21 protein-coding genes are annotated in these 24,061 nt (G+C 72.8%); 11 read left to right on the top strand and 10 right to left on the bottom strand.

Annotated elements, in window-relative coordinates; translation table 11 throughout:
- Positions 1 to 34 precede the first annotated feature (34 nt).
- The 4 genes from radC to HNR76_RS09540 all read left to right on the top strand — a co-directional run bounded on the left by radC (position 35) and on the right by HNR76_RS09540 (position 4,086).
- The gene (radC, locus tag HNR76_RS09525; RefSeq protein ID WP_162310648.1) at positions 35 to 709 is read left to right on the top strand and encodes a RadC family protein; all 675 of its coding nucleotides are present in this window, start codon (positions 35 to 37) and stop codon (positions 707 to 709) included.
- A 72-nt stretch (positions 710 to 781) separates the two neighbouring features.
- The gene (gene argS, locus HNR76_RS09530) at positions 782 to 2,470 is read left to right on the top strand and encodes an arginine--tRNA ligase (RefSeq protein WP_162310647.1); all 1,689 of its coding nucleotides are present in this window, start codon (positions 782 to 784) and stop codon (positions 2,468 to 2,470) included.
- Positions 2,471 to 2,513: 43 nt separating this feature from the next.
- Positions 2,514 to 3,257 carry an SPOR domain-containing protein gene (locus HNR76_RS09535; protein WP_162310646.1) on the top strand — a complete coding sequence of 248 codons (744 nt, stop codon included), beginning with the start codon at positions 2,514 to 2,516 and terminating at the stop codon, positions 3,255 to 3,257.
- Positions 3,258 to 3,336: 79 nt separating this feature from the next.
- Positions 3,337 to 4,086, top strand: coding sequence for an SDR family NAD(P)-dependent oxidoreductase (locus HNR76_RS09540; RefSeq protein WP_162310645.1), 750 nt, complete (start codon positions 3,337 to 3,339; stop codon positions 4,084 to 4,086).
- A 147-nt stretch (positions 4,087 to 4,233) separates the two neighbouring features.
- On the opposite strand, the gene speA is transcribed toward HNR76_RS09540, so the two are convergent.
- Entirely contained in the window at positions 4,234 to 6,123 is a 1,890-nt protein-coding gene (gene speA / locus HNR76_RS09545) for an arginine decarboxylase (protein ID WP_162310644.1), read from the bottom strand.
- A 164-nt stretch (positions 6,124 to 6,287) separates the two neighbouring features.
- Here speA and speE point away from each other — a divergent pair, with 164 nt between their 5' ends.
- Positions 6,288 to 7,154: a polyamine aminopropyltransferase gene (gene speE / locus HNR76_RS09550; RefSeq protein ID WP_162310643.1), complete on the top strand. Its 867-nt coding sequence runs from the start codon at positions 6,288 to 6,290 to the stop codon at positions 7,152 to 7,154.
- 195 nt (positions 7,155 to 7,349) lie between these two features.
- Positions 7,350 to 8,012: an RIO1 family regulatory kinase/ATPase domain-containing protein gene (locus HNR76_RS09555; protein ID WP_162310642.1), complete on the top strand. Its 663-nt coding sequence runs from the start codon at positions 7,350 to 7,352 to the stop codon at positions 8,010 to 8,012.
- A gap of 27 nt (positions 8,013 to 8,039) precedes the next feature.
- On the opposite strand, the gene HNR76_RS09560 is transcribed toward HNR76_RS09555, so the two are convergent.
- Positions 8,040 to 8,378, bottom strand: a complete 339-nt coding sequence (locus HNR76_RS09560) for a P-II family nitrogen regulator (RefSeq protein ID WP_162310641.1) — start codon at positions 8,376 to 8,378, stop codon at positions 8,040 to 8,042.
- Between the two features lie 191 nt (positions 8,379 to 8,569).
- On the opposite strand from HNR76_RS09560, the gene ubiK reads away from it, so the two are divergent.
- Entirely contained in the window at positions 8,570 to 8,851 is a 282-nt protein-coding gene (gene ubiK / locus HNR76_RS09565) for a ubiquinone biosynthesis accessory factor UbiK (RefSeq protein WP_162310640.1), read from the top strand.
- Positions 8,852 to 8,861: 10 nt separating this feature from the next.
- Complete coding sequence (locus HNR76_RS09570; RefSeq protein WP_162310639.1) at positions 8,862 to 10,370, top strand: YifB family Mg chelatase-like AAA ATPase; 1,509 nt, start codon at positions 8,862 to 8,864, stop codon at positions 10,368 to 10,370.
- A 48-nt stretch (positions 10,371 to 10,418) separates the two neighbouring features.
- On the opposite strand, the gene HNR76_RS09575 is transcribed toward HNR76_RS09570, so the two are convergent.
- From HNR76_RS09575 to aceB, 3 genes are all read right to left on the bottom strand, one after another.
- The gene (locus tag HNR76_RS09575) at positions 10,419 to 11,447 is read right to left on the bottom strand and encodes a GGDEF domain-containing protein (protein WP_246429088.1); all 1,029 of its coding nucleotides are present in this window, start codon (positions 11,445 to 11,447) and stop codon (positions 10,419 to 10,421) included.
- Between the two features lie 223 nt (positions 11,448 to 11,670).
- Positions 11,671 to 12,978 carry an isocitrate lyase gene (gene aceA / locus HNR76_RS09580; RefSeq protein ID WP_162310637.1) on the bottom strand — a complete coding sequence of 436 codons (1,308 nt, stop codon included), beginning with the start codon at positions 12,976 to 12,978 and terminating at the stop codon, positions 11,671 to 11,673.
- Between the two features lie 122 nt (positions 12,979 to 13,100).
- Complete coding sequence (aceB, locus tag HNR76_RS09585) at positions 13,101 to 14,795, bottom strand: malate synthase A (RefSeq protein WP_162310636.1); 1,695 nt, start codon at positions 14,793 to 14,795, stop codon at positions 13,101 to 13,103.
- Between the two features lie 116 nt (positions 14,796 to 14,911).
- Between aceB and HNR76_RS09590 the strand changes: the two genes are divergently transcribed.
- Complete coding sequence (locus tag HNR76_RS09590) at positions 14,912 to 15,874, top strand: LysR family transcriptional regulator (protein ID WP_162310635.1); 963 nt, start codon at positions 14,912 to 14,914, stop codon at positions 15,872 to 15,874.
- Positions 15,875 to 15,967: 93 nt separating this feature from the next.
- Complete coding sequence (locus tag HNR76_RS09595) at positions 15,968 to 16,678, top strand: hypothetical protein (RefSeq protein WP_162310634.1); 711 nt, start codon at positions 15,968 to 15,970, stop codon at positions 16,676 to 16,678.
- Positions 16,679 to 16,873: 195 nt separating this feature from the next.
- Here HNR76_RS09595 and HNR76_RS09600 read toward each other — a convergent pair whose 3' ends face one another.
- The 3 genes from HNR76_RS09600 to HNR76_RS09610 all read right to left on the bottom strand — a co-directional run bounded on the left by HNR76_RS09600 (position 16,874) and on the right by HNR76_RS09610 (position 18,700).
- Positions 16,874 to 17,479: a lysophospholipid acyltransferase family protein gene (locus tag HNR76_RS09600; RefSeq protein ID WP_162310633.1), complete on the bottom strand. Its 606-nt coding sequence runs from the start codon at positions 17,477 to 17,479 to the stop codon at positions 16,874 to 16,876.
- Positions 17,480 to 17,483: 4 nt separating this feature from the next.
- Positions 17,484 to 17,915 (bottom strand): alternative ribosome rescue aminoacyl-tRNA hydrolase ArfB, encoded by a 432-nt coding sequence (gene arfB, locus HNR76_RS09605; RefSeq protein WP_162310632.1) that lies wholly within the window; start codon positions 17,913 to 17,915, stop codon positions 17,484 to 17,486.
- A gap of 83 nt (positions 17,916 to 17,998) precedes the next feature.
- Positions 17,999 to 18,700: a pseudouridine synthase gene (locus HNR76_RS09610; protein WP_162310631.1), complete on the bottom strand. Its 702-nt coding sequence runs from the start codon at positions 18,698 to 18,700 to the stop codon at positions 17,999 to 18,001.
- Positions 18,701 to 18,781: 81 nt separating this feature from the next.
- Here HNR76_RS09610 and HNR76_RS09615 point away from each other — a divergent pair, with 81 nt between their 5' ends.
- Positions 18,782 to 21,568: a M16 family metallopeptidase gene (locus tag HNR76_RS09615; protein WP_162310630.1), complete on the top strand. Its 2,787-nt coding sequence runs from the start codon at positions 18,782 to 18,784 to the stop codon at positions 21,566 to 21,568.
- Positions 21,569 to 21,704: 136 nt separating this feature from the next.
- Here the strand turns inward: HNR76_RS09615 and ubiB are convergent, their stop codons facing one another.
- Positions 21,705 to 23,363 carry a ubiquinone biosynthesis regulatory protein kinase UbiB gene (gene ubiB, locus HNR76_RS09620; protein ID WP_162310629.1) on the bottom strand — a complete coding sequence of 553 codons (1,659 nt, stop codon included), beginning with the start codon at positions 23,361 to 23,363 and terminating at the stop codon, positions 21,705 to 21,707.
- Positions 23,360 to 23,992 carry a ubiquinone biosynthesis accessory factor UbiJ gene (locus tag HNR76_RS09625; protein ID WP_162310628.1) on the bottom strand — a complete coding sequence of 211 codons (633 nt, stop codon included), beginning with the start codon at positions 23,990 to 23,992 and terminating at the stop codon, positions 23,360 to 23,362. The genes ubiB and HNR76_RS09625 overlap by 4 nt, the downstream gene beginning before the upstream one ends.
- Between the last annotated feature and the right edge of the window lie 69 nt (positions 23,993 to 24,061).

The raw sequence follows: 24,061 nt of genomic DNA on the forward strand, positions 1-24,061 counted from the left end.
CCCCGCGCCGGCCACGGCCCTGCATCCTGCGGCCATGCACATCCGCGACTGGCCCAGCACCGAGCGTCCCCGCGAGAAACTGCTGGCCCGCGGCGCCGGCGTGCTGTCCGATGCCGAGCTCCTGGCGATCTTCCTCGGTTCGGGCACCAAGGGCCGCGACGCGGTGCGCACCTCGCGCGACCTGCTCGCCGGCCACGGCCCGCTGCGCACCCTGCTGGACCTCCGCCCCGCCGACCTCGCGCGCCTGCCCGGCCTGGGCCCGGCCCGCGCCTGCCTGCTGGCCGCCGCGCTGGAACTGGGCAACCGGCACCTGGCGGCGGCGCTGGAGCGCGGCGATGCGTTGACCGACCCGGTGGCCGCCGGCCGCTATTTCGCCCGCCGCCTGCGTCCCCACGCGCACGAGGTGTTCGCGGCGCTGTTCCTGGACACGCGGCATCGCGCGCTGGCCTTCGAGGAAGTGTTCCACGGCACCATCGACAGCGCCGAGGTGCATCCGCGCGAGATCGTGCGCCGCGCGCTGGCGCACAACGCCGCGGCGGTGATCGTGGGCCACAACCACCCGTCCGGCTGCAGCGCCCCTTCCGCCGCCGACCGCGCCGTCACCCTGCGGCTCAAGCAAGCGCTGTCGCTGGTGGAGGTGCGGCTGCTGGACCACTTCGTGGTCGGCGACGGCGAGCCGGTGTCGATGGCCGCCCAGGGCCTGGTCTGACGGCCCCTTCCGGCCCGGGCCGGGCGGAGCGGTTAAAATGCCCGGCCCGATCGCACGAATCCACCCCCCCGAGTGAAAACCCTCCTCAGCGCCCTGGTCGCCCAGGGCATCGAAGCGCTGCGTGCCGCCGGCACCCTGCCCGCCGACGCGGCCGTCCCCGATTTCGTCGTCGAGCGGCCCAAGACCCGCGAGCACGGCGACTTCGCCACCAACGCGGCGATGCTGCTGGCCAAGGCCGCGCGCAGCAACCCGCGCGCACTGGCCCAGGCGCTGGTCGCGGCGCTGCCGGCCAGCGAGGACGTGGCCCGGGTGGAGATCGCCGGGCCGGGCTTCATCAACTTCCACCTGGCCCCGGCCGCCTGGCAGCGCGAGGTCGCCGCCGCGCTGCGCCACGGCGCCGAGTACGGCCGCAACACCTCCGGCCAGGGCCGCACCGCCGGCGTGGAGTACGTCTCGGCCAACCCGACCGGCCCGCTGCACGTGGGCCACGGCCGTGCCGCGGCCATCGGCGACTGCATCGCGCGCCTGCTGGACGCCAACGGCTGGAGCGTCAAGCGCGAGTTCTACTACAACGACGCCGGCGTGCAGATCGACAACCTGGCCCGCTCGACCCAGGCGCGCGCGCGCGGGCTCAAGCCCGGCGACGCCGACTGGCCGGCGGAGGCCTACAACGGCGACTACATCCAGGACGTGGCCGACGCCTACCTGGGCGGCGAGGCGGTGCGGATCGAGGGCCACACCATCGTCGGCGCCGGCGATGCGCAGGACCTGGACGCGATCCGCCGCTTCGCGGTGGCCTGGCTGCGCGACGAGCAGAACCGCGACCTGGCCGCCTTCGGCGTGGACTTCGACATCTACTTCCTCGAAAGCTCGCTGTACACCGAGGGCAAGGTGGAGGAGACCGTGCGCGAGCTCGCCGCCAAGGGCCACACCTACGAGGAAGGCGGCGCGCTGTGGCTGAAGTCCACCGACTTCGGCGACGACAAGGACCGCGTCATGCGCAAGTCCGACGGCAGCTACACCTACTTCGTGCCGGACGTGGCCTACCACCTGAGCAAGTGGCAGCGCGGCTACGAGCGCGCGATCACCGAGCTGGGCGCCGACCACCACGGCAGCCTGGCCCGGGTGAGGGCCGGCCTGCAGGCGCTGGACGTCGGCATCCCCCGGGGCTGGCCGGAATACGTGCTGCACCAGATGGTCACGGTCATGCGCGGCGGCGAGGAAGTGAAGCTGTCCAAGCGCGCCGGCAGCTACCTGACCCTGCGCGACCTGATCGAGGAGGCCGGCCGCGACGCGACGCGCTGGTTCCTGATCGCGCGCAAGCCCGACTCGCAGTTGGTGTTCGACATCGACCTGGCCCGCCAGCAGAGCAACGACAACCCGGTGTTCTACGTGCAGTACGCGCACGCCCGCGTGGCCAGCCTGCTGCGCCAGGCCGCCGAGAAGGGCTACGCCCACGACCCGGCCAACGCGCTGGCGAACCTGGCCAGGCTGGACGACGAAGGCTCGCTGGCGCTGATGGTGGAGCTGTCGCGCTGGCCGGAGACGGTCGAGATGGCCGGTCAGTCGCTGGAACCGCACCAGGTGGCCCAGTACCTGCGCGAACTGGCCTATGCTTTCCACACGTGGTACGGCAACACGCCGGTGCTGGTGGAAGGGGCCGACCTGCGCGACGCGCGCCTGGGCCTGGCCCTGGCGGTGCGCCAGGTGCTGGCCAACGGCCTGGACCTGCTCGGCGTGAGCGCGCCGGAGCGGATGTGACGCGCCGCGCGATCGCGCACTGAAAACGACGGAGAAGGCTGGAATGGCGGCAAGACGGGGCAGGAGCCAGGCGCGGCGCAACGGCAACGGCGGCCGCCCGGCGTGGATCTGGCTGGTGGCCGGGCTGGCCATCGGCGCGGTGGTGTTCCTGGCGGTGCCGGGGCTGTTCAAGGGCGGCAGCGGCGACGGCTTCGTCCGTTTCGGCCCGCGCGCCAACCCGGACGCGCAGCCCGCGCCCATCGCCGACAGCGAGGCCATCGCCGAGACGCCCGCGGCCGACGCGCCGGCGCCGGCGGTGCCCCAATACGATTTCTACACGGTGCTGCCGGGCAACGAGGTACGCATGTCCGACGCCGAGCTGGCCGCCAGCGCGCGCGAGGAACAGGCCCGCCGCGAGCAGGCCGAGGCCCGGCGCGCGCGCGACGCCCTGGAGGGCCGCACGGGCACCGCCCCGGCGCCGGCCGATGCCGGAACCGGAACCGCGGCGGCGGTCCAGGCCGGCGCGGCGGCCGTGGCCGCGACACCGTCGGCCACCGCCGCGGCATCCACCGACGGTGCGCGCTACATCCTCCAGGCCGGCGCCTTCGGCGCCTCGGGCGATGCCGAACAGGTCAAGGCCCGGATCGCCCTGCTCGGCCTCAGCGCCCGGGTCGAATCCGGCCAGGCCGACGGCAGGGCCGTCTACCGCGTGCGCATGGGGCCCTACGGCACCGCCAGCGAACTGGCCGAGGCCAAGCGCAAGCTGGCCGACGGCGGCCTCCAGGCGATGGCGATCCGGGCCCAGTGACGCCCGCGCGCCCGGCCACGTCCACCCGGTACCGACGCCGGCGGACCTCCGCACCGTCCCCTACAGGAGCGCAGCACGCATGACCCACACCGCCTTCATCACCGGCGCCACCTCCGGCTTCGGCCTGGCGGCCGCGCGCCGCTTCGTCGCCGCGGGCTGGAAGGTCGTGGCCACCGGCCGCCGCGCCGAGCGCCTGCAGGCGCTGGTCGAGGAACTGGGCGCGGCGAACGTGCACCCGGCCGCGTTCGACGTGCGCGACACGGCGGCGATGGAAGCGGCGCTGGCGGCGTTGCCGGAAGGCTTCGCCGGCATCGACGTGCTGGTCAACAACGCCGGCCTGGCCCTGGGCACCGCGCCGGCGCAGCAGGCCAGCCTGGACGACTGGCGCACGATGATCGACACCAACATCACCGCGCTGGTGACCCTGACCCATCGCCTGCTGCCGGCGCTGGTCGCGCGCAAGGGCGCGATCGTCAACGTCAGCTCGGTGGCCGGCGTGTATCCGTATCCCGGCGGCAACGTGTACGGCGGCACCAAGGCCTTCGTCAGCCAGTTCTCGCTGAACCTGCGCACCGACCTGCACGGCACCGGCGTGCGGGTGACCACGATCGAGCCGGGCATGGCCGAAACCGAGTTCACCGTGGTGCGCACCCACGGCAACCAGGCCGCCTCCGACGCGCTGTACAGGGACGCCTCGCCGATGACCGCCGAGGACATCGCCGAGCAGATCCACTACGTGGCCACCCTGCCGCCGCACTTGAACATCAACCGCCTGGAGATCATGCCGGTGAGCCAGAGCTTCGCCGGGTTCCAGGTCCACCGCGGCTAAGGACGCTTCCCTCGGCGGGAGCCGGCTTCGGCCGGCGGCATGTGCGGCATACGCGGGGGTGCCGACGCGCATGCATGGCGGTCGCCGGCTGAAGCCGGCCTCCAGCAAAGCGGTCGCAAGCCATCCGCACGCGCTGGCCGCGCGCGCTCAGTCCGGCGTCGCATCCGAAAGATAGGTATAGCCGGTCAGCCCCGCCTCCAGCGTCGCGGCGATGGCCTGCGCCTGCTCCTGCGGCAGCCCGGCCTCGCGCACGCGTTGGGCGTAGATCGTGCGCAGGTCGTCCAGGCGGTAGCCCACGTAGTCCAGCATCACGTCGGTGGTGTCGCCGCGACGCTGCTGGGCCAGCGCGTAGCCGCCGCCGGCGGTGAGCCGCACTTCCACCGCGTCGGTGTCGCCGAACAGATTGTGGATGTCGCCCAGGATCTCCTGGTAGGCGCCGATCAGGAAGATGCCGATCCGGTAGCCCTCGCCGTGGCGCACCGAATGCAGCGGCAGCGAGGTGTCCAGGCCGCCGTTCTCCACGTAGGTCTTGACCGTGCCGTCGGAGTCGCAGGTCATGTCGGCGATCACGCCGCGCCGGTCCGGCGCCTCGTCCAGGCGCTCGATCGGCACGATCGGGAACACCTGGCCGATCGCCCAGGCGTCGGGGATGGACTCGAACACGCTGAAGTTGACGAAATACTTGTCCACCAGGCGGTCGTTGAGTTCGTCCAGCACCGCGCGGTGGTTGCGCTCGCTCATGTCCAGGCGCACGCGCACGCCATGGGCCAGGGCGTAGAACAGGTCGTCCACGCGGGCGCGCTGCGGCAGGTCGATCTGGCCCAGGGCGTAGGCGGCCAGGCCCTCGGCGTGGAAGTGCAGGGCCTCGTGGTACAGCTCCAGCGCCGGGCGCCGGTCCAGGTCGGCGTGCAGCTCGCGCAGGTGGCGGATGGCGGCCGGCTCGTCGTCGTGGGCATCGGGCACGCGGCCCTCCGGCGCGGCCTCCACCTCGATGGTGTTGGCCACCAGCACGGCGTGGTGGGCGGTCATGGCGCGGCCGCACTCGGTGACGATGCGCGGCGGCACCAGGCCCTGCTGCGCGCAGGCCTCGGCCAGGGGCTGGACGATGTTGGACGCGTACTGGCTCAGGCCGTAGTTGATCGAGCACTCGCTGCGCGAGCGGGTGCCCTCGTAGTCGATGCCCAGGCCGCCGCCCACGTCCATGTAGCGCACCTTCGCGCCCAGGCGCGAGAGTTCGCTGAAGTAGCGCACCGCCTCGCGCATGCCGTTGGCGATGTCGCGCACGTTGGAGATCTGCGAGCCCATGTGGAAGTGCAGCAGTTGCAGGCAGTCGGTCATGCCGATTTCGCGCAGCGCCTTCCACAGGTCCAGCAACTGGCGCGGGGACAGGCCGAACTTGGCCTTGTCGCCGCCGCTGTTCTGCCACTTGCCCGCGCCCAGCGAGGCCAGGCGCATGCGCACGCCCAGGCCCGGCTGTACGCCGAGGGCGCGCGCCTCCTCCAGCACCAGGGCCAGCTCGGAGGGCTTCTCGATGACGATGAAGGTCTCCAGCCCGAGCTTGCGGCCGATCAGGGCCAGGCGGATGTACTCGCGGTCCTTGTAGCCGTTGCAGACGATCAGGCCGCCCGGGCGCGACAGCGCCAGCACCGCCATCAGTTCCGGCTTGCTGCCCGCCTCCAGGCCGAAGCCCTCGCCATGGTGGCCGGCCAGGGTGCCGGCGACGCTGCGATGCTGGTTGACCTTGATCGGGTACACCGCGGTATAGCCGCCGGCGTAGTCCCACTCGGCCATGGCCTGGGCGAAGGCGGCCTGCAGCCGGCCCAGGCGGTCGCCGAGGATGTCGGGGAAGCGCAGCAGCAGCGGCAGTTGCATGCCCTGCGCGCGCGCGGCCTCCACCAGCGCCGGCAGCGCCAGCGAGGGACCTTCCGCGCCGCGCGGCAGCACCTGCATGCGGCCGTCGGCCACGTCGAAATAGCCGTCGGACCAGTGCGGGATGGACCAGGTCTTGCGGGCGTGGTCGGCGGACCAGTCGCTCATCGGCATGCGGCTCGGGAGGCGGAAAGGACGCGCATTCTACCGCTGCGGTTCACGATGCTCCGTTACAATGCGCGCCCTCCGCCGCCGGCCTTGGGCCACGGCGAAGACCGGCGCGTGCCGCGAAGGCCGCCCGCGCCGCCCCCCGAGCCCCACCGAGGACAGCCATGACCCCCCTGGACAACTGGTACATCGAGCGTTTCGAGCCGACCGGATCGGCCATCGGCTACCGCGTGGAGGCCAAGCTGGACGAGGTGCGCTCGCCGTTCCAGAAGATCGAGGTGTACCGGACCACCGACTGGGGCAACCTGATGCTGATCGACGGCGCGGTGATGCTCACCAGCCGCGACAACTTCCTGTACCACGAGATGATCGCCCACCCCGCGCTGTTCACCCACGCCGACCCGAAGCGGGTGGTGATCATCGGCGGCGGCGACTGCGGCACCCTGCGCGAAGTGCTCAGGCACCCGGGCGTGGAGCGCGCGACCCAGTGCGACATCGACGAGCAGGTCACGCGCATGGCCGAGAAGCACTTCCCCGAACTGTGCCAATCCAACGGCGATCCGCGCGCCGAGCTGCTGTTCGACGACGGCGTGGCCTACATGGCCCAGTGCCCGGCCGGCAGCGTGGACGTGGTGATCGTGGACTCCACCGATCCGGTCGGCCCGGCCGAGGGCCTGTTCAACCGGTCGTTCTACGAAAGCTGCTACCGCGCGCTGAAGGACGACGGCATCCTGGTGCAGCAATCCGAATCGCCGCTGGCCCAGCTCGAACTGATCAAGGCCATGCGCTCGGAAATGGGCAAGGCGGGCTTCTCCACCTTCAAGACCCTGCCGTTCCCGCAGCCGTGCTATCCCACCGGCTGGTGGAGCGTGACGATGGCCCGCAAGGGCCGGGACTTCGCCTTCCGCGACGGCGACGCGGCGGCCAAGGGCTTTCCCACCCACTACTACAGCGCGCACCTGCACCACGGCGTGCTGGTGGCCCCGCCGTTCGTGGCGCAGGCGCTGGGCGAAACCTGCGCCCGAGGCTGAACGCCAGTCGACTGGCGAGCCGGCGATGCGGGCCCAAGACGGCCCGGATTCACGAAAATTCAACAAGTGTTGCCGCCGTGCAACACACCAACGGCCGGGTGGCGTCAATCGGCGCCGCCGCGGGCCGTAGGCTTTCCTCCCCTACGTCATCCGTTTCCGGCCGCGGCTCGTCGCCACGCCGGAACCCATTCGCCAATGCATCTGCCCCTGACCCTGGCCGGCCGGCTCCCGGCCGCATCCCCCGACAATGCGCGGCTGCTCAAGCGCGGCGAACGCCTGCTCGAGCCCGACGTCTACGTCACCTGCCTGCACGACGTCCCCACCGTGATGAAGGACTACGGCCGCTACCGGCGCACGATGCTGGCCCCGGTGGCGCGGCTGCTGGTGCGGCGCGAGGCGCGCACGCTGCGCCGCCTGCGCGGCTGGGCGCACGCGCCGGTGCTGCTGGGCATCGTCGGCGGGCTGGCGCTGGCCATGGAGTTCGTCCCCGGCCAGCCGCTGGGCACCGAGGCGCAAGTCGACGATGAAACCTTCCGCCGCCTGCGCGGCGCGGTGGCGCACCTGCACGCCAACGGCATCACCCACAACGACCTGCACCCGGCCAACGTCATGGTGGACGGCGACCGGGTGGTGCTGCTGGACTTCACCGCCTCGCTGCGGCTGCCGCGCTGGATGCGCAACGCGCCGCTGCTGCGCGAACTGCGCCGCGGCGACCTGGCCAACGCCTTCAAGATCGAGCAGCGCCTGACCGGGCGCGCGCCCGGCGAATACCTGTCCACGGTGCTGGCCGACCCGCGCTGGGTGACGGCCGTGCGCGACGGCTGGAAGCGCCTGTACCGCCGGCTGCGCAGCCGCTGACGGCCGCCCGGCGGGAGCGCCGCGCGCTCAGAGCGCGTCGGCGTCCACTTCCCCGGTGCGGATGCGCACCACCCGGCCCAGGTCGTACACGAACACCTTGCCGTCGCCGATCTTGCCGGTGCCGGCCGACTTGACGATGGCCTCGACCACGCCTTCGACCTGATCGTCGGTCACCGCCACCTCGACCTTCACCTTGGGCAGGAAGTCGACCACGTACTCGGCGCCGCGGTACAGCTCAGTATGGCCCTTCTGCCGGCCGAAGCCCTTGACCTCGGTGACGGTGATGCCGGCGATGCCCTGGCTGGCCAGTGCTTCGCGCACGTCGTCCAGCTTGAACGGCTTGATCACGGCCATGATCATCTTCATCCGGCGGGTCTCCAACGATGCGGTGGTTGCGGGACGCACAGGATAACGCGAGGCGCGCTTGTCAGGCCCCTCCCGCTCCGGTTCAATGCGCGCGCCGAGATCGGATTTTCCCGACGGCGCGGGGCGGCCTGTCCCGATGCCGGCGCGCCCTGCCGCCGGCGCAGACTGCCCGTTCCGCCGGAGGAATGCCCATGATCGACCTCAACCATATCGACGACCTCGCCCGCCGCCTGAGCGACCTGGTCCCGCCGGGGCTGCGCGAATCGGGCGAGGAACTCCAGGCCGGCTTCCGCGCCGTGCTGCAGGCCGGTCTGGCCCGGCTGGACCTGGTGACCCGCGAGGAGTTCGAGGTGCAGCGCGCGGTGCTGCTGCGCACCCGCGAGAAGCTCGAAGCGCTGGAGCGCGCGATGCAGGCATGGGAGGCGCGGCCCGGCGAGCCCGGCGTCCGGCCGCACGACCGCGACCCGCACTGACCGGCCGGCCATGAGCCTGGCGCTGGTGCACAGCCGCGCCCGGTCCGGCATCCAGGCCCCGCCGGTCCAGGTCGAGGTCCACCTCTCCGGCGGCCTGCCCAGCACCCAGATCGTCGGCCTGCCGGCCGCGGCGGTACGCGAATCGCGCGACCGCGTGCGCGCGGCCATCCTGTGCGCGCGGTTCGAGTACCCGCAGCGGCGCATCACCATCAACCTGGCCCCGGCCGACCTGCCCAAGGACGGCGGCCGCTTCGACCTGCCCATCGCCCTGGGCATCCTCGCCGCCAGCGGCCAGATCGACCGCGACGCCCTGGCCGGTTGCGAGTTCCTCGGCGAACTGGGCCTGACCGGCGAGCTGCGCCCGGTCGACGGCGTGCTGCCGGCGGTGCTGGCCGCCGCGCGCGACGGCCGCCGCCTGGTGGTCCCGGCCGGCAGCGGCGCCGAGGCCGGGCTGGCGGGCGGGGCCGAGGCCTATGTCGCCCGCACCCTGCTGGAAGCCTGCGCCGGCCTGGGCGGGCGCACCGCGCTGCCGCGCGCCCGGGCGCATGCCGCCACCGCGCCGCCCGACGCCCCCGACATGGCCGACGTGCGCGGCCAGGCCCAGGCACGGCGCGCGCTGGAGGTGGCCGCGGCCGGCGGCCACCACCTGCTGATGAGCGGCCCGCCCGGCTGCGGCAAGACCCTGCTGGCCACGCGTCTGCCCGGCCTGTTGCCGGAGGCTTCCGAGGCCGAGGCGCTGGAGACGGCGGCGGTGGCCTCCATCAGCGGCCGCGGGCTGGACCCGGCCCGCTGGCGCCAGCGCCCCTGGCGCAGCCCGCATCATGGCGCCAGCGCCGTGGCCCTGGCCGGCGGCGGCAGCCCGCCGCGGCCGGGGGAGATCTCGCTGGCGCACAACGGTGTGCTGTTCCTGGACGAACTGCCCGAATGGAGCCGCGCCGCGCTGGAAGTGCTGCGCGAGCCGCTGGAATCGGGCCGCATCACCGTCTCCCGGGCCGCGCGCAGCGCCGAGTTCCCCGCGCGCTTCCAGCTCGTCGCGGCGATGAACCCCTGCCCCTGCGGCTGGGCCGGCGACCCGTCGGGCCGCTGCCGCTGCTCCCCGGACATGGTCCGCCGCTACTGGGGCCGGCTGTCCGGGCCGCTGCTGGACCGGATCGACCTGCATCTGGCCATGGCCCGGCTGCCGCCGGCCCTGCTGCGGCCCGACGCGCCGCCCGGCGAATCCAGCCGGGCCATCCGCGCCCGGGTACAGGCGGCCCGCCGACGCCAGCGCGACCGCGGCGGCCGCCTCAATGCCCAGCTCGAACAGGCCGGGCTGGCCGAGGCCTGCCGCCTGGACGCCGCCGACCTGGGCCTGCTCGAACAGGCCGGCGAACGCCTGCAGTTGACCGCGCGCAGCCTGCACCGGGTACTGCGCGTGGCCCGCACCATCGCCGACCTGGACGCCAGCCCCGCCATCGCCACCGCGCACCTGGCCGAGGCGCTGGGCTACCGGATGCCGGCGCCCAGCCCCGGAACATAGGCGGGCCGCGCATGCCGGCGGCGCACCGGGCGGGCGCCGTGGCCGCTTTCAGTCCGCCGGCGGCGCATCGGCCTCGTCGACCCAGTGCACGCGGTTGCCGCCCTGGCGCTTGGCCTCGTACAGGGCCGCGTCGGCGCGCGCGTACCAGTCGTTCCAGTCGCCTTCCGGATCGACCAGGCAGGCGCCCACGCTGACCGCGCAGATGGTCGGCACCGCCTGTTGCAGCCGCAGCAGGCTGCGGGTGGTGGCGATGACGAATTCCGCGTAGCGCATGACGTCCTCGCGCTGCTGGGCACTGACCAGCAGGCAGAACTCGTCGCCGCCCAGGCGGCAGGGGAAGTCGTCGGTGCCGGCGACCGAGCGCAGGATGCCGGCGATGTTCTGCAGCACGCGGTCGCCCACCAGGTGGCCGTGGTCGTCGTTGACTTGCTTGAAGCGGTCGCAGTCCACCAGCAGCAGGCCCATGCCGGCGCCGGCCGCGAGCGCGCGGCGCTCCTGCAGGTGCAGGGCCAGGCCGCGGCGGTTGTACAGGCCGGTGAGCTCGTCGATGCGGATCAGCGCCTCGGTGCGGCTGAGCTGGTGGGTGGTGACGTGGAGGTTGTCCAGGGCCGCCTCCAGGTCCTGGTTGCGGCGCCGCAACTGGCGGATGAGGTTCTGCTCGTTGAGCACCACCCGGGTGATCGAGCGGCGCAGGAACTGCGCCACCAGCACCGGGTCGCGCTCCAGCAGGCGCTGGAAACCGGCCTGGCCCAGTTCCACCAGGCGGCCGTCGCCGACGGCCACCGCGTCGGCGCCGCGGGTGTGCTCGCCGATCAGCAGGCCCAGTTCGCCGAAGAACTCCTGCGGGCCGAGGTGCTTGACCGGCAGGTCGCCGCCGGAGTCCAGCTCGATCCGGCCTTCGGCGACCAGGTACATGACCTCGCCGAGATCGCCGCGCCGGAAGATGCGCTCGCCGGCGTGGACCACGCGCTCGCGTCCGACCGTGGCGAACAGGTCGAACTCGCGCGCGGCCAGCACCTCCGCCGCGCCGCTGCCGCCGGCGTCCTGGCCGGCTCCGTCCCGGACACCGCGCTGCATGGCGTCGATTTCCATCCCGCACCCCTGCCTGGTCCCCTTCCAGGCCAATCGCCAACGATACCATTCCCTTCGTTTTGTGACCGGCATCTCAGCCAACATGCGATGAACGGTCCCTTCCGCCCCTTGGGCGGACACCGGACGTCCGGTGGCGGACGGCGCCGAAGCGGGAACTCCGCCCCCTCCCCCCGCCGGCGCATGCGCCGGTGGAGGGCCTCCACCCGCGTCAGGCCGCGGCGCGGTCGTGGAACTGCGCTTCCTCGGTCGAGCCGGCCAGGGCGGTGGTCGAGGACTGGCCTTGCTGGATGGCCTGGGTCACCGCGTCGAAGTAGCCGGTGCCGACCTCGCGCTGGTGCTTGACCGCGGTGAAGCCCTTGCCGGCGGCGGCGAACTCGGCCTCCTGCAGCTCGACGAAGGCGCTCATTTGGCGGCGCGCGTAGCCGTGGGCCAGGTTGAACATGGAGTAGTTCAGCGCGTGGAAGCCGGCCAGGGTGATGAACTGGAACCGGTAGCCGTAGGCCGCGATCTCCTTCTGGAACCTGGCGATGGCCGCGTCGTCCAGGTTCTTCTTCCAGTTGAAGCTGGGCGAGCAGTTGTAGGCCAGCAGCTTGCCCGGGTACTTGGCATGGATCGCCTCGGCGAACTTGCGGGCGAACTCCAGGTCCGGCCTGCCGGTCTCGCACCAGACCAGGTCGGCGTAGGGCGCGTAGGCCAGGCCGCGGCTGATCGACTGCTCCAGGCCGTTGCGGACCTTGTAGAAGCCTTCGACGGTGCGCTCGCCGGTGGCGAACGGCCGGTCGTTGTCGTCGATGTCCGAGGTCAGCAGGTCGGCGGCCTCGGCGTCGGTGCGCGCGACCAGGATCGTCGGCACGCCCATCACGTCGCTCGCCAGGCGCGCGGCGTTGAGCTTCTCCACCGCCTCGCGGGTCGGCACCAGCACCTTGCCGCCCATGTGCCCGCACTTCTTCACCGAGGCCAGTTGGTCCTCGAAGTGCACGCCGGCCGCGCCGGCCTCGATCATCGCCTTCATCAGCTCGAAGGCGTTGAGCACGCCGCCGAAGCCGGCCTCGGCGTCGGCCACGATCGGCTGCAGGAAGTCGATCGGTTCGCCGCTCCCGCTCGCCTTCGTTTCCGCATGCTGCAACTGGTCGGCGCGCAGCAGCGCATTGTTGATCCGGCGGACCACCGCCGGCACCGAGTCGGCCGGGTACAGCGACTGGTCCGGGTACATCTGACCGGCCAGGTTGGCGTCGGCGGCCACCTGCCAGCCGGACAGGTAGATCGCCTTCAGCCCGGCCTTGACCTGCTGCATGGCCTGGTTGCCGGTCAGCGCGCCCAGGGCGTTGACGAAGTCCTCGGTGTGCAGGGACTTCCACAGCTTCTGCGCGCCCAGCCGGGCGATGGAATGCTCGACCGGGACGGTGCCGCGCAGGCGCACCACGTCGGCGGCGGTGTAGGTGCGGGCGATGCCGGCCCAGCGCGGGTCGGTGTTCCATTCGTGCTGGATCTGCTCGGCGGTCTTCAGCGGGGTCATGGCGGTTCTCCATGGGGCGGGGGTCGTGGCGAAGAGGGGGTTCTTCCGTAGGAGCCGGCTTCAGCCGACTCCTGCAAGGGCCTTCCACCGCGATCCCGGAGGGACGGGATCGCGACGGTCGGTCAATCGATCCGCGCGTAGGCCGGCAGGGTCAGGAACTCGACCAGGTGGCAGGCGCGGGTCAGCGCGTCGAGCAGGGCGGTGGCCTCGGCGATGCGCGCGCCGCCCGGCAGCGCGGCGGTATCGCCCAGCCGGCCCGGCAGCGCGGCCAGGGCCTGCTCGAACAGGGCGAAGTCGATCGCCGTGCCGTCGTCCAGGTGCACCGGGCGGCCCTCGGCGTGGCGGCCGCGCGGGTCGGACAGGTGCAGCCACTGCCACAACTGGGCGCGGGCGATCTCGGCGGTGGCCGCGTCCTCCATCATCCCGTGGATCGGCACGCAGCCGTTGCCGTCCAGCCACGCGGCCAGGTAGCGCACGCAGACCTCGACGTTGTTCTCGAACCCGGCGCGGGTGATGGTGCCCTCGCTGGGACGGATCAGGTCGTCGCGGGTGACGTGCACGTCCTGCCGCAGCACGTGGTGCTGGTTGGGCGTGGGCATGTGCGCGTCGAAGATCGACCGCGCCACCGGGATCAGCGCCGGGTGTGCCACCCAGGTGCCGTCGTGGCCGGCGGCGACCTCGCGCAGCTTGTCCGCGCTCACCCGCGCCATCGCCCGGGCGTTGGCCGTCTCGTCGCCGGCGATCGGGATCTGCGCGGCCATGCCGCCCATGGCGTGCGCACCGCGATGGTGGCAGGTGCGGATCAGCAGTTCCGAATAGGCCTTCAGGAACGGCTGGGCCATGGTCACCTGGCCGCGCTCGGGCAGCACCTTGTCGGCATGGGCGCGGAAGGTCTTCAGGTAGGAGAAGATGTAGTCCCAGCGCCCGCAGTTCAGGCCGACGACGCGGTCCTTCAGTGCGTGCAGGATCTCGTCCATCTCGAAGACCGCCGGCAGGGTCTCGACCAGCACGGTGACCTTCATCTGCCCGTGCGGCAGGCCCAGCATCGCCTCGGCGTGCGCCAGCGCGGCCTCCCACAGCGCCGCCTCCTCCATGCTCTGCAGCTTGGGCAGGTAGAAGTACGGGCCGCGGTCGTTGGCCGTCAGCGTGCGCGCGTTGTGCCAGGCGAACACGGCCATGTCGAACAGGCCCGCGGCGATCGGCTCGCCATCCACCCGCACGTGCTTCTCGTCCAGGTGCCAGCCGCGCGGGCGCACGATCAGCACCGCGCGATCGTCGTACGGGCGCAGGCGGTATTGGCGGCCGTCGCCGGCGGTGTACGCCAGGGTGCCGTCCACCGCCGCGGCCAGGGCGCGCTGGCCGGCCAGCAGGTTGCGCCAGGTCGGCGCGGTGGAATCCTCGAAGTCGGCCATGTAGCACTGCGCGCCGGAGTTCAGCGCGTTGATCACCATCTTCGGGTCGGTCGGCCCGGTGATCTCCACGCGACGGTCGCGCAGCGCGCGCGGGATCGGCGCGACCTTCCAGTCGTCCTGGCGGATGGCGGCGGTGTCGGCGCGGAAGTCCGGCAGGCCGCCGGCGTCGAAGAAGGCCTGGCGCTCGCGGCGCGCGGCCAGGCAGGCACGGCGCTCCGGTTCGATGGCGCGGTGCAGGGACACCAGCAGGCCCAGCAGCGGCGCCGGCAGCAACCGCTCCTGGCCGGCGACGCGCTCGGTCAGCGCAAGCCCGACCGAAGGACGCGGGACGGCGGCCACGGCGGCGAAGCGGCCGGCGGGACGGGGCGGCGGGATGGAAGTCGCGGCGGCGGCGGTGGGGGACATGGCAGGCTCCTGAGCGGCTTGGTTCGGGAGCCCACGCTGCAGTGCGGCAAACTATTTGACAAAACAGTTTTGTCAATGTATTGCATAAGTTTCACTAATATATAGGCACAACTCCCGTGCCGGCGCCCGCAAGCCCCCGTTTTTCCTATAAATCCGACCGGCTCAAGCCGTTGCGGGCGTTCTGCCAGACGGTGCGCCTGGGCTCGGTATCGCGGGCCGCGGAAGCGCTTTTCGTCAGCCAGCCGGCCATCAGCCTGCAGTTGCAGGCGCTGGAGCGCGACCTGGGCGTGCCGCTGCTGGAGCGCAACGGACGCCGCCTGGCGCCCACCCGCCAGGGCGAGGTGCTGTACGAGATGGCGCTGCCGCTCGTGGAGCAGCTCGACGGGCTGGAAGCGGCCTTCCGCGACCGGGTCCGCGGCCTGGACGCGGGCGAGCTGAGGATCGCCGCCAACGGATCGACCATCCTCTACCTGCTGCCCAGAATCGTGGAGGCGTTCCGCGCCAGGCACCCGGAGGTGCGCCTGGCCCTGCACAACGTGGTCACCAGCGAGGGCACCGACCTGCTGCGCGAGGATGCGGTGGAACTGGTGGTGGGCACCCTGCTGGACGTGCCCGCGGACCTGAGCTACGAGGCGGCCTACCGCTTCGAGCAGTTGCTGATCGCCCCGCCCGGCCACCCGCTGCTGCGGAAGCCGCGCCTGTCCCTGCAGGACCTGGCCGAGCACCCGCTGATCCTGCCGCCCAAGCGGCAGATCACCTGGCGCCTGGTGGACCTGGTGCTGCAGCAGAACCGGGTGCCGTACACCGCGGCGCTGGAAGTCAGCGGCTGGGACGTGATCAAGCAGTACGTGGCCATGGGCATGGGCGTGTCGATCGTGCCGTCCATCTGCCTGGGCGAGGCTGACCGCGACCGCCTGGCCTCGCGCTCGCTGGCCGCCTTCTTCCCCTCGCGCACCTACGGCGTGGTGGTGCGCAAGGGCCGGGTGCTCTCGCCGCAGGCGCGCGCCTTCATCGCCCTGATCAAGCCGGACCTGCTGGCGCCGCGCGAGTACGACCAGAGCGGGCATTCGGAGCGCTGAACCGCCGGGCCGCACCGTCCTCGGGAGCCGGCCCGGCGGCCCGTTGCATGCGCGCGCGCTATCGTGGCGGCCTCGCCCCTCGCAGCGGCCCGCATGCGCAGCTTCCTCGACTTCAGCTCCTGGTCCTCCCTGCTCACCACCGTGCTCGGGCTGGTGCTGGTATCGCTGGTGGCGATCGGCATCCGCCTGGTGTTCATGCAGACCCTGCAGCGCCGGCGCGAGCGTGAGAACCGCCAGATCAACGAACGCCTGAAGACACTGATCGCCGCCTACAAGACCCTGGGCGGCTCGTTCACCGGCGAACTGGGGGTCGATCCCCGCCACCTGCGCGACCGGCTGCGCGGTACCGACACGGCGCAAGCGCCCGCCGACGACGAAGAGCCGGCGGGCACCGGCGCCGAACGCCGGCGCCGCATCCGCGACGCGGTCGAGGCCGCGCTGTCGGACGTGATCCTGCTCGGCACCGAGGAACAGGTGCGCCTGGCCGCGCGGGCCGCCGACGACATGGTCGCCGGGCGCAGCATCCAGACCGCGGCGCTGGTGGCGTCCCTGCGCGGCTTCATCCGCCAGGCGCTGGACCTGGAGCCGATCCCGCCGGACCTTTCCGTTCCCAACCAGGGCCCGCTGCGGGTGGTGGTCGCCGGCGGCGGCAAGAAGGGCGAGGGCGACAAGGGCGGTGGCGGTGGACGCGGTGGCGGTGGCGGAGGAGGAATGGCCGCGGGCGCCGGTGCGGGTGCAGGCATGTCCCTGGGCCGCAGGGGTGCGTCCGGGGCATCCGCCGATCCCGACCCGGCCGACCCATAGCCTCCTCGTACGGCTCAGCGGGGGAAGACGGCCGCTGCGGCACCCGGCGTGTGCCGGCACAGGCGGCCCCGGTCACCGGCAGGCAGGCGAAAAAGAGACCCGGGGCTTCCGGCGCCCTCGCCCGCCAGGCGCCGCGGCATGCAGCCGGCCGGCGCCTGCGGCCAATCCGCCCCGCGATCGCGGCGACGCGCACGTTCAGACCGTGCCGCGGTTCCTGCCCATCCACGGCCGGTACCACGCGCGGATAGCCGCCATGTCGGCCTGCATGTCGCCGGTGGTGCGGAACAGCGGGCCGATGCCGATGGTCCTCTCCGGATAATGGAAGTACGCCATCAGCACCGGCACCTGCGCCGCGTCGGCGATCTTCCAGAAGCCGCTCTTCCACCGCGCGACCCGGCTGCGCGTGCCCTCGGGCGTGAGCGCGAACCACATCCGCGGCGAGTCGCGGATCATCTCCACCGCCTGCTCCACCACGCCCTGCGGCCGGCTGCGGTCCACCGGGATCACCCCAAGCCGGTGCAGCAGCGGCGACAGCGGCCACCAGAACAGCGAGTCCTTGCCCAGCACGCGCACGTCGAAGCCCAGCGCCAGCTTGGCGGCCATGCCCCACACCCCGTCCCAATTGGACGAATGCGGCGCGGCGATCAGCACCAGCCTGGGCACATCCGGCAGGGTGCCGGCCACGCGCCAGCCGCCCACGCGCAGCACGCTGCGACCGATCCAGCGGGAGAGGCGGTGCTGGCGCCCGACCTGCGGCATGCTCGGCGGGATCGCCGGCAGCAGCGGCGCGCGCGCGGCCATGGCGTCAGTCCCAGCCGCGCGTGCTGCGCCCGCGCTTGATCTGGCTGCGCTCGCGCTTGCCCTGCAGGCGGCGCTGCTGGGAGCCGCGCGTGGGCTTGGTCTGGATGCGCGGCTTGGGCACCGACAGCCCGGCGGCGACGAAGGCGGCCAGCCGCTCGCGTGCATCCTGGCGGTTGCGGTCCTGGGTACGGAAGCGCTGGGCGTCGATCACCAGCACGCCCTCGTCGGTGAGGCGGCGATCGCGCCGCGCCAGCAGCCGGGCGCGCAGGGCTTCCGGCAGCGAGGGCGAGCCGGCGACGTCGAAGCGCAGCTCCACCGCGCTGGAGACCTTGTTGACGTTCTGCCCGCCGGCGCCGCTGGCGCGCACGAAGCGCTCGACGATCTCCGCTTCGGGAATCGCCAGGCCGGGGCTGATGATGAGTGCGTCGGCGGGCATGGAACGATTGTATGTACGTGCCCGGCCCGCTGGCGAACCTGGGCGCCGGGGACGCGGGCGCCGGGTCGCGGTCGGGCCCGCTCCTACAGCGGCGAAGGCGGCTGCCAACCGAACAGGTCCAGCGCCCTGCCGTACTCGGCGTCCAGCGGCGCCTGCACCCGCAGCGCGCGGCCGTCGTGCGGATGCGGGAAGCCCAGCACCCACGCATGCAGCAGCATCCGGTGCACGCCGCGCATGCGGAAGATGCGGTTGTGGCGGCCGTCGCCGTGGCTGGTATCGCCGATCAGGTGGTGGGAGGCGTGCTTGAGGTGGCGGCGGATCTGGCGGAAGCGGCCGGTCTGCGGCGCGCACTCCAGCAGCGCGTAGCGCGAGGTGGGGAAGCCGGAGGCGGGCACCTCCAGCTCGCCGGTCGCCAGCCTGCGGAAGCGCGTGACCGCCTCCTTCTTCTGCGGCTTGCCCGGCCCGCCGTCGAGCGGGTGGTCGATGGCGAAGTCCTGTTCCGGCCAGCCGCGGCACACCGCCAGATAGCGCTTGTGCAGGCGCTGGGCCATCACCGCCCTGCCCAGTGCCGAGGCGGCCTCGCGGTCGAAGGCCAGCAGCAGGCAGCCGCTGGTGGCGCGGTCCAGGCGGTGGACCAGATGGATCGGACGGCCGAACTGCGCGCGCAGGCGGTCGGCGGCGAAGTCGGTCTCGCCGGCGGCCAGCACGCTGTCGTGCACCATCAGCCCGGCGGGCTTGTCCACCACCGCCAGCCACGCGTCCTCGTACAGCACCGGCAACCGCATGCATCCTCTCCGCGCCGCTGGGCGGCATCTGCGAAACTGTCGGGCGACGGGCTTGCCCATGCCTGCCCATGGAAACCACGGATGATTCCCACCCGACCGATTCTCGCATTCGCACTGGCCTTCGCACTTGCGCTGTCGGCCGTCCCGGCCGCGGCGCAGGCTCCCGCGCCGCCGAAGGGCATGACCGCCGGCCCCAGCATCGAGGGCATCAGCGAATACACCCTGGACAACGGCCTGCGCGTGCTGCTGTTCCCCGACCCGACCAAGCCGGCGGTCACCGTCAACCTGGTCTACGGCGTCGGCTCCGCGCACGAGGACCACGGCCAGACCGGCATGGCCCACCTGCTCGAACACCTGCTGTTCAAGGGCACGCCGGCCCACGCCGACATCAGCGGGGAAATGAAGCGCCGCGGCATCGCCTTCAACGCCACCACCTCGCTGGACCGCACCAGCTACTTCGCCTCGTTCCCGGCCAGCGAGGACACTCTGGCATGGGTATTGCGCATGGAGGCCGACCGCATGGTCGACTCGCGCCTTGCGCAGTCCGACCTGGACAGCGAGATGACCGTGGTCCGCAACGAACTGGAAGCCGGCGAGAACAATCCGTCCGCCGTGCTCATCCAGCGCCTGCGCTCCACCGCGTTCCTGTGGCATGCCTACGGCCGCTCCACCATCGGCGCGCGCTCCGACGTGGAGGCCATGGACATCGGCCGGCTGCGCGCCTTCTACCGCACCTGGTACCGCCCCGACAACGCCACCTTGGTGATCGCCGGCCGGATCGACCCGGCGGCCGTGCTGGGCCAGGTGCGCGCCGCGTTCGGGCCGCTGCGCAAACCCACCGCCGCGCTGCCGCAGGCGCCGACCGTGGAGCCGGCGCAGGACGGCGAGCGCGAGGTCACCGTGCGCCGCAGCGGCGACCTGCGCCTGGTCGCCGCCGCGTACCACATTCCCGCCCGCGCCCATGCCGACAGCGCCGCCTTGGCCGTGCTGGTCCAGGTGCTGGGCCACACGCCCGGCGGCCGCCTGCACCGGGCGCTGGTGGAACCGCACATCGCCGCCGGCATCGGCGCCAGCGCCGAGGCGCGCGCCGCGCCGGGTCTGCTCACCGCGGTGGCGGTGCAGCCGAGGGAGGGCGACCCGCAGCGGGCGCAGGAGGCGCTGCTCGCGCAACTGGAGGGCATCGCCGCGCAGCCGGTCACCGAGGAGGAGACGGCCCAGGCGCGGCAACGCCTGGCCAACGACTACGCGCTGTACTTCACCGACGTCAACGCGGTGGGCATGGGCTTGTCCGAGTCCATCGCCGCCGGCGACTGGCGGCTGCTGTTCACCAGCCGCGACGCCATCGCCGCGGTGACGGCCGAGGACGTCAACCGGGTCGCGTCGGCCTACCTGCGCGCCAGCAACCGCACCCTGGCCCGCTTCGTGCCCACCGACGCGCCCGACCGCGTGGAAGTGCCGTCCGCGCCGGCGGCGGCGGACGTGGTGGCCGGCTACGCGGGGCGGGAGGCGGTGGATGCGGGCGAGCACTTCGAGGCCACCCCCGCCAACATCGAGGCACGTACCCGGCGCGTCGTCCTGGGCGAGGGCCTGAAGGTGGCGCTGCTGCCCAAGCGCACCCGTGGCGGCACGGTAGTGGCGACCGGCAGCTTCCGGTTCGGGGACGCGGCCTCGCTGGCCGGGCGCGGCCACGTCGCGGGGCTGGTCGGCGCGATGCTGATGCGCGGCTCGCAGGGCATGGACCGGGTGCAGATCGACCGCCGCCTGGAAGCGCTGCAGACCAAGGGCGGGGTGGGCGGCGGCCTGCAGGGTGCGGACCTGTCGCTGCTCAGCCGCCGCGAGCACCTGCCCGAGGCGCTGGCGCTGATGGCCACGCTGCTGCGCGAACCGGCATTCCCGCAGGACGAGTTCGAGCAGTTGCGGCTGCAGGCCATCACCGGCCTGGAAGCCTCGCGCAAGGAACCGGGCAGCATCGCCGGCCAGGCGCTGGCGCTGCACTTCGACCCGTGGCCGGCCGGCCACCCGCTGCACGTGGACACGCTGGACGAATCGCTGGCCAAGGTGCGCGCGCTCACCCGCGAGGACCTGGTCGCCTTCCACCGCGATTTCTACGGCACCGCGCAGGGCGAGATCGCCATCGTCGGCGACTTCGACGCCGAGGCCATGCAGGCGCAGTTGCAGGCGCTGTTCGCCGGCTGGCGCAGCGCGCACCCGTACGCGCCCATCGACACGCGCCACACCGACGTGGCCCCGCTGCGCGAGCGCCTGCCCGCACCCGACAAGCCCAACGCCGTGCTGCTGGCGCGGCACAACCTGGCCTTGCGGGTCACCGATGCGGACTACCCGGCCATGGTCGTGGCCAACCGCGTGTTCGGCGGCGGCGCGCTGAAGTCGCGGCTGGGCGACCGCATCCGGCAGAAGGAGGGCCTGAGCTACGGCGTCTCCAGCGCGCTCAGCGCCGACGACAGCCTGGATGGACAGGACGACGCGGGCGCCTTCGCCATCCAGGCCATCGCCGCGCCGCAGAACATGGACCGGGTGCAGGCGGCCATCGGCGAGGAACTGGTCCGCCTGGTGGCCGACGGCATCACCGCCGAGGAGTTGCGCGACGGCGTGTCCGGCCTGATGACCGAGCGCGAGCAGGCCCGCGGCAGCGACGCCACCGTCGCGGCGATGCTGCGCGACCAGTCGTTCTTCGGCCGCACGATGCGCTTCACCGCCGACCTGGACGACACGTACCGCGCCCTCACCCTGGAGCAGGTCAATGCCGCCATCCGCCGCCACCTGCGCCCGGACGCGCTGAGCGCGATCGCCGCCGGCGACTTCGCCGCGGCGGTGGAGGACGTGCCGGAGGCCGTGGCCGCGCCCTAGCGGCCGCGCCCGGCGATGCGGCGCCGCCATGCGGGGGCCGGGGGGCGGGCGACCGCCGCCGATGTGCCGACCCTGTGCATGCGGCGCATGCCGCCGACTGAAGCCGGCTCCTACGGAGGGGGGCGGTATCCCCGCGCTAGCGCCGCGGCAGCGCCGCCAGCAGCGCCCACAGGCCGCCGATCCCGGCGATCCAGGCCGATGCCGGCACGCCCAGCAGCCGCGGGCCGCCGGCCTCCAGCGCGTACAGCACCGCGGCCACCAGCAGCAGGCCGCTGCCGAGGATGGCGGCCACCGAACGCCGCTGCATCACCTTGAGCGCATGCGCCAGTTCGGCCAGGTCGTGCGAGCGCACCTCCACCGCGTGCCGGCCCTGCACCTGCTGTTCCAGCCAGGCGTGCAGCAGGCGCGGCATGTCCGGGGCGCGGGTCATCAGTTCCGGGGCGCGCGTGCGCAGTTCGCGCAGCAGCCGGCGCGGGCTGTAGCGCTCGCGCAGGATGCGCTCGAGCACCGGGCGGGCCACCGCCCAGATGTCCAGGCGCGGGTCGAGCTGGCGGCCCACGCCCTCGATGTTGAGCAGGGTCTTCTGCAGCAGGATCAGTTGCGGCTGCAGGGTCAGCTCGTAGCGCTGCGCGGTGCGGAACAGCTTGGCCAGCACCTGCGCCAGCGAGACCTCGCTCAGCGGCCGGGTGAAGTACGGCTCGCACACCGCGCGCGCGGCCGCCTCGAGCTCGTCGATGCGCACGGTGGCCGGCATCCAGCCGGCCTCCACGTGCAACTGCGCGATGCGGCGGTAGTCCTGCTGGAAGATGGCCATGAAGTTCTCGGCCAGGTAGTACTGGTCCCGCGCCGAGAGCTGGCCGACGATGCCGAAGTCGAGCACGACGAAGCGCGGGTCGTCGCGCCGCGCCGGGTCGTCGTCGACCCAGATGTTGCCGGCGTGCGCGTCGGCGTGGAAGAAGTTGTCGCGGAACACCTGCGTGTAGAACACGCGCACGCCCTTGGCCGCCAGCACCCGGCGGTCGATGCCGGCCGCGTCCAGCGCGGCGATGTCGTCGGAGGGAATGCCACTGACCCGCTCCATGGTCAGCGCCCGCTGCGCGGTGTGGCTCCAGACCACCTCGGGCACGTACAAGTCCGGGGAGTCCTTCCACAGCCTGCGCATCACGCTGGCGTTGGCGCCCTCGCGCTGCAGGTCCAGCTCGGCGGCCAGGGTGGCCTGGATCTCGGCCACCACCGCCTGTGGGCGGATCTTGTCGGCGTTGGGATGGGTGCGCTCGACCAGGGCGGCCAGCGAACGCAGCAGGGCAAGGTCGGCGTCGATCTGCCGCTCGATGCCGGGGCGCAGCACCTTGACCACCACCTCGCGGCCGCCGTGCAGGCGCGCGGCGTGCACCTGGGCGACCGAGGCCGAAGCCAGCGGCACGGTATCGAACGCGGCAAAGGCCTCGGCCACCGGCCGGCCCAGCGCCTGCTCGACGATGGCGCGCGCCGCGTCGCCGTCGAACGGCGCCACCTGGTCCTGCAGCAGGGCCAGCTCGTCGGCGATGTCCGCCGGCAGCAGGTCGCGGCGTGTGGAAAGGATCTGCCCGAACTTGACGAAGATCGGCCCCAGTTCCTGCAGCGCCAGGCGCAGGCGCGCGCCACGCGGGCGCGCGGCCACGTCGGCCGCCGCGCGCGGCACGAACGGCTTGCCCAGGCGCAGCCAGCGCCCGGCGGCGGTACCGTCGAGCAGCGCGTCCAGGCGATAGCGCAACACCACCCGGCCGATGCGCCAGGCGCGCAGCGCGGCCCTCACGATATGCGCTCCGCGGCGGACAGCCGGGCCACGCGCGCGGCCAGCCGTTCGACATCGTCGCGCAGCGCGTCCACGTCGTCGTGGAAGGCGGACAACTCGGCGGCGGCCACCACCTCGCGCGCCTCCTCGGTGAGGTACTCGGCACCGGAGCGGGCCAGCCCGGCGGCGGTTCTGCGCGCGCCGCGCAAGGCGGCGGCGGCGGCGTTGGCCACCTGTACGCCGATCACTTCTCCGAACGCGGCCACGAACGGCTGCTGCCAGTCCGGGTCGAAACCGGCGGCCATCCGCTGCAGGCGGCGGGCCAGGTCGGCGTCGCCGGACATATGCAGCCGTCCGGACGGGCGCCCGCGCGCTACATCGGCGAAGAACGGAAGCTGCCCCAGGAGCCCGCCGAGGGTGCCGCGCACGGCCAGGTCCGCCTCGCGCAGCGGCGGGCCGACCTGCAGGTGGCCGCCATGGACGCTGATGTCCAGCGCCAGCGGCGGTGCCTCCAGTGCCAGCGACACACGCCGGCCATCCATCGCCGACAGCGCGTCCCGGGTATCGGGATCGAGCGCCACCGCCCGGTTCAGTGCGGTTTCCAGGGCACGGCCGGCCAGCGGCTTGAGGGCATCGAGAGGCGTGGACATGGCCGGCATTCTACCGGCCGCCACCGGGGGTGCGCTGCGCCGGGACGCTCCCCCCGGAAGGTGCCGCGA

It is taken from the genome of Pseudoxanthomonas broegbernensis (assembly GCF_014202435.1).
Classification (GTDB): domain Bacteria; phylum Pseudomonadota; class Gammaproteobacteria; order Xanthomonadales; family Xanthomonadaceae; genus Pseudoxanthomonas; species Pseudoxanthomonas broegbernensis.

What these genes read in the sequence shown, in the direction of transcription:
- radC (WP_162310648.1), top strand. Translation starts at nt 35, where the DNA reads ATGCACATCCGCGACTGGCCCAGCACCGAGCGTCCCCGCGAGAAACTG.
- HNR76_RS09535 (WP_162310646.1), top strand. Translation starts at nt 2,514, where the DNA reads ATGGCGGCAAGACGGGGCAGGAGCCAGGCGCGGCGCAACGGCAACGGC.
- HNR76_RS09540 (WP_162310645.1), top strand. Translation starts at nt 3,337, where the DNA reads ATGACCCACACCGCCTTCATCACCGGCGCCACCTCCGGCTTCGGCCTG.
- speA (WP_162310644.1), bottom strand. Translation starts at nt 6,123, where the DNA reads ATGAGCGACTGGTCCGCCGACCACGCCCGCAAGACCTGGTCCATCCCG.
- speE (WP_162310643.1), top strand. Translation starts at nt 6,288, where the DNA reads ATGACCCCCCTGGACAACTGGTACATCGAGCGTTTCGAGCCGACCGGA.
- HNR76_RS09555 (WP_162310642.1), top strand. Translation starts at nt 7,350, where the DNA reads ATGCATCTGCCCCTGACCCTGGCCGGCCGGCTCCCGGCCGCATCCCCC.
- HNR76_RS09560 (WP_162310641.1), bottom strand. Translation starts at nt 8,378, where the DNA reads ATGAAGATGATCATGGCCGTGATCAAGCCGTTCAAGCTGGACGACGTG.
- ubiK (WP_162310640.1), top strand. Translation starts at nt 8,570, where the DNA reads ATGATCGACCTCAACCATATCGACGACCTCGCCCGCCGCCTGAGCGAC.
- HNR76_RS09570 (WP_162310639.1), top strand. Translation starts at nt 8,862, where the DNA reads ATGAGCCTGGCGCTGGTGCACAGCCGCGCCCGGTCCGGCATCCAGGCC.
- HNR76_RS09575 (WP_246429088.1), bottom strand. Translation starts at nt 11,447, where the DNA reads ATGCAGCGCGGTGTCCGGGACGGAGCCGGCCAGGACGCCGGCGGCAGC.
- aceA (WP_162310637.1), bottom strand. Translation starts at nt 12,978, where the DNA reads ATGACCCCGCTGAAGACCGCCGAGCAGATCCAGCACGAATGGAACACC.
- aceB (WP_162310636.1), bottom strand. Translation starts at nt 14,795, where the DNA reads ATGTCCCCCACCGCCGCCGCCGCGACTTCCATCCCGCCGCCCCGTCCC.
- HNR76_RS09595 (WP_162310634.1), top strand. Translation starts at nt 15,968, where the DNA reads ATGCGCAGCTTCCTCGACTTCAGCTCCTGGTCCTCCCTGCTCACCACC.
- HNR76_RS09600 (WP_162310633.1), bottom strand. Translation starts at nt 17,479, where the DNA reads ATGGCCGCGCGCGCGCCGCTGCTGCCGGCGATCCCGCCGAGCATGCCG.
- arfB (WP_162310632.1), bottom strand. Translation starts at nt 17,915, where the DNA reads ATGCCCGCCGACGCACTCATCATCAGCCCCGGCCTGGCGATTCCCGAA.
- HNR76_RS09610 (WP_162310631.1), bottom strand. Translation starts at nt 18,700, where the DNA reads ATGCGGTTGCCGGTGCTGTACGAGGACGCGTGGCTGGCGGTGGTGGAC.
- HNR76_RS09615 (WP_162310630.1), top strand. Translation starts at nt 18,782, where the DNA reads ATGATTCCCACCCGACCGATTCTCGCATTCGCACTGGCCTTCGCACTT.
- HNR76_RS09625 (WP_162310628.1), bottom strand. Translation starts at nt 23,992, where the DNA reads ATGTCCACGCCTCTCGATGCCCTCAAGCCGCTGGCCGGCCGTGCCCTG.